Below are 4,909 nucleotides of genomic sequence, written 5' to 3'. Positions count from 1 at the left end.
TCTGATGGCTACTACCGAGGATATACTTAACCTCAAGGTCGTTCGCATCCGCGACGATACGACCCAGCAGATTCACATCCGCTCGATTCCCCTGGGCGTGACGGTCGAAAAGGGGCAAAAGATCAATAAGGTCGTGGCCGACCTGTGGATCAACTTCACGCCCTACCTCGACGAAGACGGCCGCGACTACAGCCAGCTGCCCGTCTGTGGCGGCACAACCGGGGGCGCGGTGCTGTACTTTGGTCGGCACTTCGAGGAGGTGGCCGACGTGGTGCTGCAACCCCGCTCGGTCTTCCGGGTGGCGACCAACTCGCCCCAGAATGTCGTCGAGGGCGGAGCCCCCGCGCAGCTGCTGTTTGAACAGCAGTACTCCGACGACAGCTGGAAGCCCTACACCGGTGCATTCACCGCTGAGTTCTACGGCTCGGGGCCGTCTTCGTCGTCTACGGTCACGCCGGGCGGGCTGATCACCGTACCCGCCAATACGATCCCGCAGACGATCACCTTCGAGGTGAAGGTGGTCTTCCCGGGGGGCTACGTCCTGATTCCCAAGCTAACGGCCCTCAACGATGCCAACAACGCCCCGCCAAAAGTAACCGGCACGATCGCCGATTGGCTGGTCAACACGGCGGGGGTGGCCAGCAAAGTGCTGCCGGCGGGCGTCGTGACCGACGAAGGCGATACGCTGAGCGTAACGGCCGAGAAAGTGATCGATGCGGTGACGGGTGAGCCGCTGCCGGCCGGACTGACCTTCGACAACGCCCTGCCCGGTCGTTTCGAGCTGAGTGCTGAATTTGGTAACGCGCAGTTTCCCATCCGGGTGTTCTATACCGATACGGCCGGCCAGCGGGTGCACGTCGATTTCCTTTTGACGGTCGTTCGCTCGGTCGCCGTCGAGATTCTGTACCCGACGTTCAGCGACGACTTCTCCGACAACGGCATCGGCATTGGCTACGTGGGCGTGGGGGCCGGCAGCTGGTCGGAGAGTTCGGCCCGGCTCTGCCAGACGAGCGACGCTACCGGTCTGGATCAGTACGCGCAGATCATGACCGAAAACGGCTCGATCAACGAGCTGGGGGCCTACCGGGTGATGGCCAAACTGCGCCCCGGTCAGCTCAACACCGACAGCCGAATCGGGGTCGGCCTGCAGTTCAGTGCCGAGGGCGTGCCGGGTCCCTGCTTCATGATCCGCGATGCGACGTCGGTTCATTTCCTCTACAACGGCGTGGGCGTCGGCCCCGCTGCGGCCTACGCGGTGACTACCAACAGCTGGTACTGGCTGAAAATGGAAGCGCTGGGAGCGGGCTCCACCCAGACGGTGCGGGGTAAGATCTGGCGCGAAAACGAAGCCGAGCCGCAGGCCTGGACACTGGAGTGGACCGGCATCCCGAAAAAAGTGGGGTATCCGGCCCTGCTGGGGGGTGGCAACTTCAACGGCTCGGGACCCTCGAAAGTCTGCTTCGACGAGTGGCACACCTGGATCTATCAGCCGGGACTGGCGACGGTATACCGGCGCTTTACGTCGCCCAACCTGAGCTACTACCTGGAAGGCTACGATCTGGGTGACAGCTCGCCCTACGCGGTGCAGTGGCGCCATAAGGTCAACAGTGGCAACTGGAACGCCTGGGGACCGGCCGGGCCGCCCAGCTGGGGGCTGCACGTCAACGCGGTCATGTCGCCCAGCGGCCTGGGTACCATCTACAGCAACTTCGGCCCGGCCGGTACCGTCGTACAGACCGAACTGCGCCTGGTCGAGTACGCCACCGGCACGCCGGTCGCTGGCTCGACGCTTTCATTCAGCTACACCATCCCGGCGTCGAATACCGACCTGGTACAAGTCCATCCCTAATCATGGCGAACTACGTAGAAATTACCAACACGGTAGCCGACGTGACGGGCTGGCCGGTCAATACCACCCGCTACCTGCGCTACACCAGCGGCACCTGTCAGGAGCAGGAAGCGCTGATCCGGGCGATGTGGTCGGCCGGCCAGTACGCGCAGGTCGTGGCCATGACCACGCTGGTCCGCCCCGATGCCGACAGCAACAAACGCTGGAGCGAGCGGGGCTGCTCGAACAGCGACGTCATTACCGACTGGCAGCCCGACACGGTCAACTACCCACCCGACGGCTACGTCGAGAACGACACCCCTCCGCCGTCGGGTGGCTCGTCGGCGGGTTTCGATACCACCTACGCGTTCAGCCTGTCGGGCAGTGATGCCGGGGGGCGGGCGTTCGTGAGCGTACCGGCTCCGAAGGTATTGCCCATTGCCCAGGCCAAACCGCGGCCGACAGGTAACAGCTACCTGTTTCCGGTGCAGACCGCGCTGAATACCGTGCTGCACAAGCGGCACCCGCCGTTTACCACGCATCCTAAAAAAGTGCTGATTTATCCCGGTCGGCTCTATACCGATCCGGATGCGAACGATCTGATCGGGCGGGGCTGGACGCATACCTCGGAATCGGCCAAACAGGAAGACGTCAACGGGCCGTACCCGAGCCAGTTCAAGCGGGCGCTGGAGATGCCCAACTACCCGGCCGCACAACAGGCGGCATCGATGATCGGACCCAGCGACCCGCGCTATCAGCAGCTCATGGACTGGGCAACCCAGAAGATTCTGATCACCGACGAATCGGCCTGTCAGCTCTACGCCCAGTTTTTCTGGCAGACGTTCCGGCAAGCCGACTGGTGGGGTGGAGGGGTCGAGTTTTTCTCGGTCAATCAGGAGGTATTCACCCCCCGGCCGAATACGGGGGTTGGCGATTACGCCCAGTGGTACCGGCAGGTGGGGTGGCTCAGTCAGGGCATCATCAATGCCGCGGCCGCGGACGGCTTCTCGATCAAAACGTGCCTGACCGATCACGGCAACCTGTGCACCGTCGGGCCGTACTTTCATGACGACACGGCGGCTGGCGTTGCGGTCGATCCCGACCCGACAATCCCGAGGTACATGCACTTCTCGACCATCGACGAACCGTTTCGGGGCAGCTCGCAAACGGCTCCGCTGGGTGAAAACTCGGTGCTGGCCAGCCTGGTGAAACAAGGAAAGGCGTACGTGGGGGTGGGCTCCTACCAGCAGCATACCTGGGACAATCAGAGCCTGTTCCAGAAGAATCCGGATGGCAGCTACAAAGTCGAGAACGGCGAGCTGGTCTGGCGAACCGACCGGCGCATGACTACCATTGCCAGCCAGTCCTGCCAGCTCTACGAAGACGACACCCGGATCGCCATGTTGAAAATCTATGGACGGTTTGCCCGTTACACGGCGAACATGTGGTTTCGCGCTGGCTGCAAACACCTGCCCTGGTCGGACGATCGGCAGGCGGGCTGGGAGGGCATGCTGGGCCAGAGCAGTCAGTTCCGCGTCGACGGCGAATCCGAGTCGGGTCTATCGGCCGGGTTTACCCAGGAACAGATTCAAGAGATCAACCGGCGTCCATTGAACCCCGACTGGACCGAAGCTATTGGCATGGCGGATTACCTGTTCACGGATTACCTCCGGGGATGGATGCAGACGCAGTTTCCGACCGCACTGGGCGCTGCGGTGACCAATGACAGCACCAGCCGGGCGAGCCTGGAAATCTACCAGAAGGCGTTCCAGCGGGCCAGTCAGCTCAACTGGATCAACGACACCCGCTGGCAGCTGGTGCAGCCCAAGTTTTTCATTTTCAAGCAGGGATCACAAGGGCCTGCGGACCCGTTTGAGGCCTTCTACCGCAAGCCCATCATCGTGGGCGGGCTGGCCACCTACCAGGGCGAGATCACGCTCTGGCTCTACGGCTGGTGGCCCTGTCAGGACGTCGACAAGACGACGACCGTCACGGTCTGGGCCGATGTGGGCGGCATTCAGTCCCCGAGCTACCCGATTCAGCTGGTGGGCCGCACGGCCTTTCTCGATCACTGGGCGCTGCCCTCGGCCGTGCAGGGCATCAAGCCCGAACACCTGTATTTCCAATTCGTCGATTTTCTGGGCCAAAAGCACACCTGGCGGGGTGACTATCGCCTGGCTCGTATCACCAACCATCCAACCCCGCCGAATCCGGCTTAGTTATGAAACAGATCCTGAGTATCGTTCTGGTTTTTTTCGCCCTGCTGGCCCAGGCGCAGGGCGTCGAGTACGGCACCTTCAAGCTTAATGGCGTCTCGTCGCGGGGCAAGGCCGTGCGCGATCGGGCCATCTACCCACCCACGCCAACGGGCAACGCGGCCTTCAAAGCAGCCGTCGAAACGGGCGTGCTGTCGCTCACGGTGCTGAACAGCAGCGGACAGCTGGTGCGGGTTATTCCGGCCCGCGTCAGCCAACCCACTACGGGGGTGCCCAACTGGATCACCGGCATGCGCTACAGCCATACCGGGAGCCGGTTGACCATGGAAGCGGCCGGCAACGTGGGGCAGCTCAAATTCGAGCGCCAGGACGGCCAGCCCTTCACGACGACCAACCCCGACAACGTCACCATCGTGTCGGGGCGCTTCTATTCGCCGGGCATCTTGCAGGGGCAGGGCTACTACGACAAGCAGTGGGCGCTGAACCTGCCCGTAACGCCCATGAGGGTGACGGCCCAGCAGGCGGGGGGCACGGCCAGCTACGCCTACCAGTTTACCCCGACCTCGGGCGCGGATCGAATCGTGCTGTCGGGGGCCTCCTCCTCGCCCCCGGTCTGCACCACCTGCTCGGGACCCACGACGCCGACCTGCACGACCTGCGTACCGGGCACGATCGCGTTCAATTTCCAGCCCATCACCACGAACGTCAACTACTGGCCCGAGGTGGACGAGACGCGCTGGGAGCGGCTGAATAATCAGCCGATCGGCCGGAAAATCTACCTGCAGAACGAGTTCATTAAAATTGGTTTCTGGGAAAAAGCGGGGGGCGCGGCCTGTGAGCTGTATGATTTGAAAGGCCCCACGCC

General features: G+C 62.8%; 3 protein-coding genes. All 3 read left to right on the top strand.

The genetic code is table 11. The features are described from left to right. Positions 1 to 1,849: hypothetical protein (locus FBR45_RS26485; RefSeq protein ID WP_171044970.1), on the top strand; the 1,849-nt coding region annotated here is incomplete at its 5' end. A gap of 2 nt (positions 1,850 to 1,851) precedes the next feature. Then, positions 1,852 to 4,047, top strand: a complete 2,196-nt coding sequence (locus tag FBR45_RS26230) for a hypothetical protein (protein WP_138507423.1) — start codon at positions 1,852 to 1,854, stop codon at positions 4,045 to 4,047. 2 nt (positions 4,048 to 4,049) lie between these two features. Beyond that, positions 4,050 to 4,909, top strand: an 860-nt coding sequence (locus tag FBR45_RS26225) for a hypothetical protein (RefSeq protein WP_138507422.1), incomplete at its 3' end; no start/stop codon positions are given.

It is taken from the genome of Spirosoma lacussanchae, assembly GCF_005870035.1.
GTDB classification, from domain to species: domain Bacteria; phylum Bacteroidota; class Bacteroidia; order Cytophagales; family Spirosomataceae; genus Spirosoma; species Spirosoma lacussanchae.
This window is presented reverse-complemented; position numbering and strand designations above follow the sequence as displayed.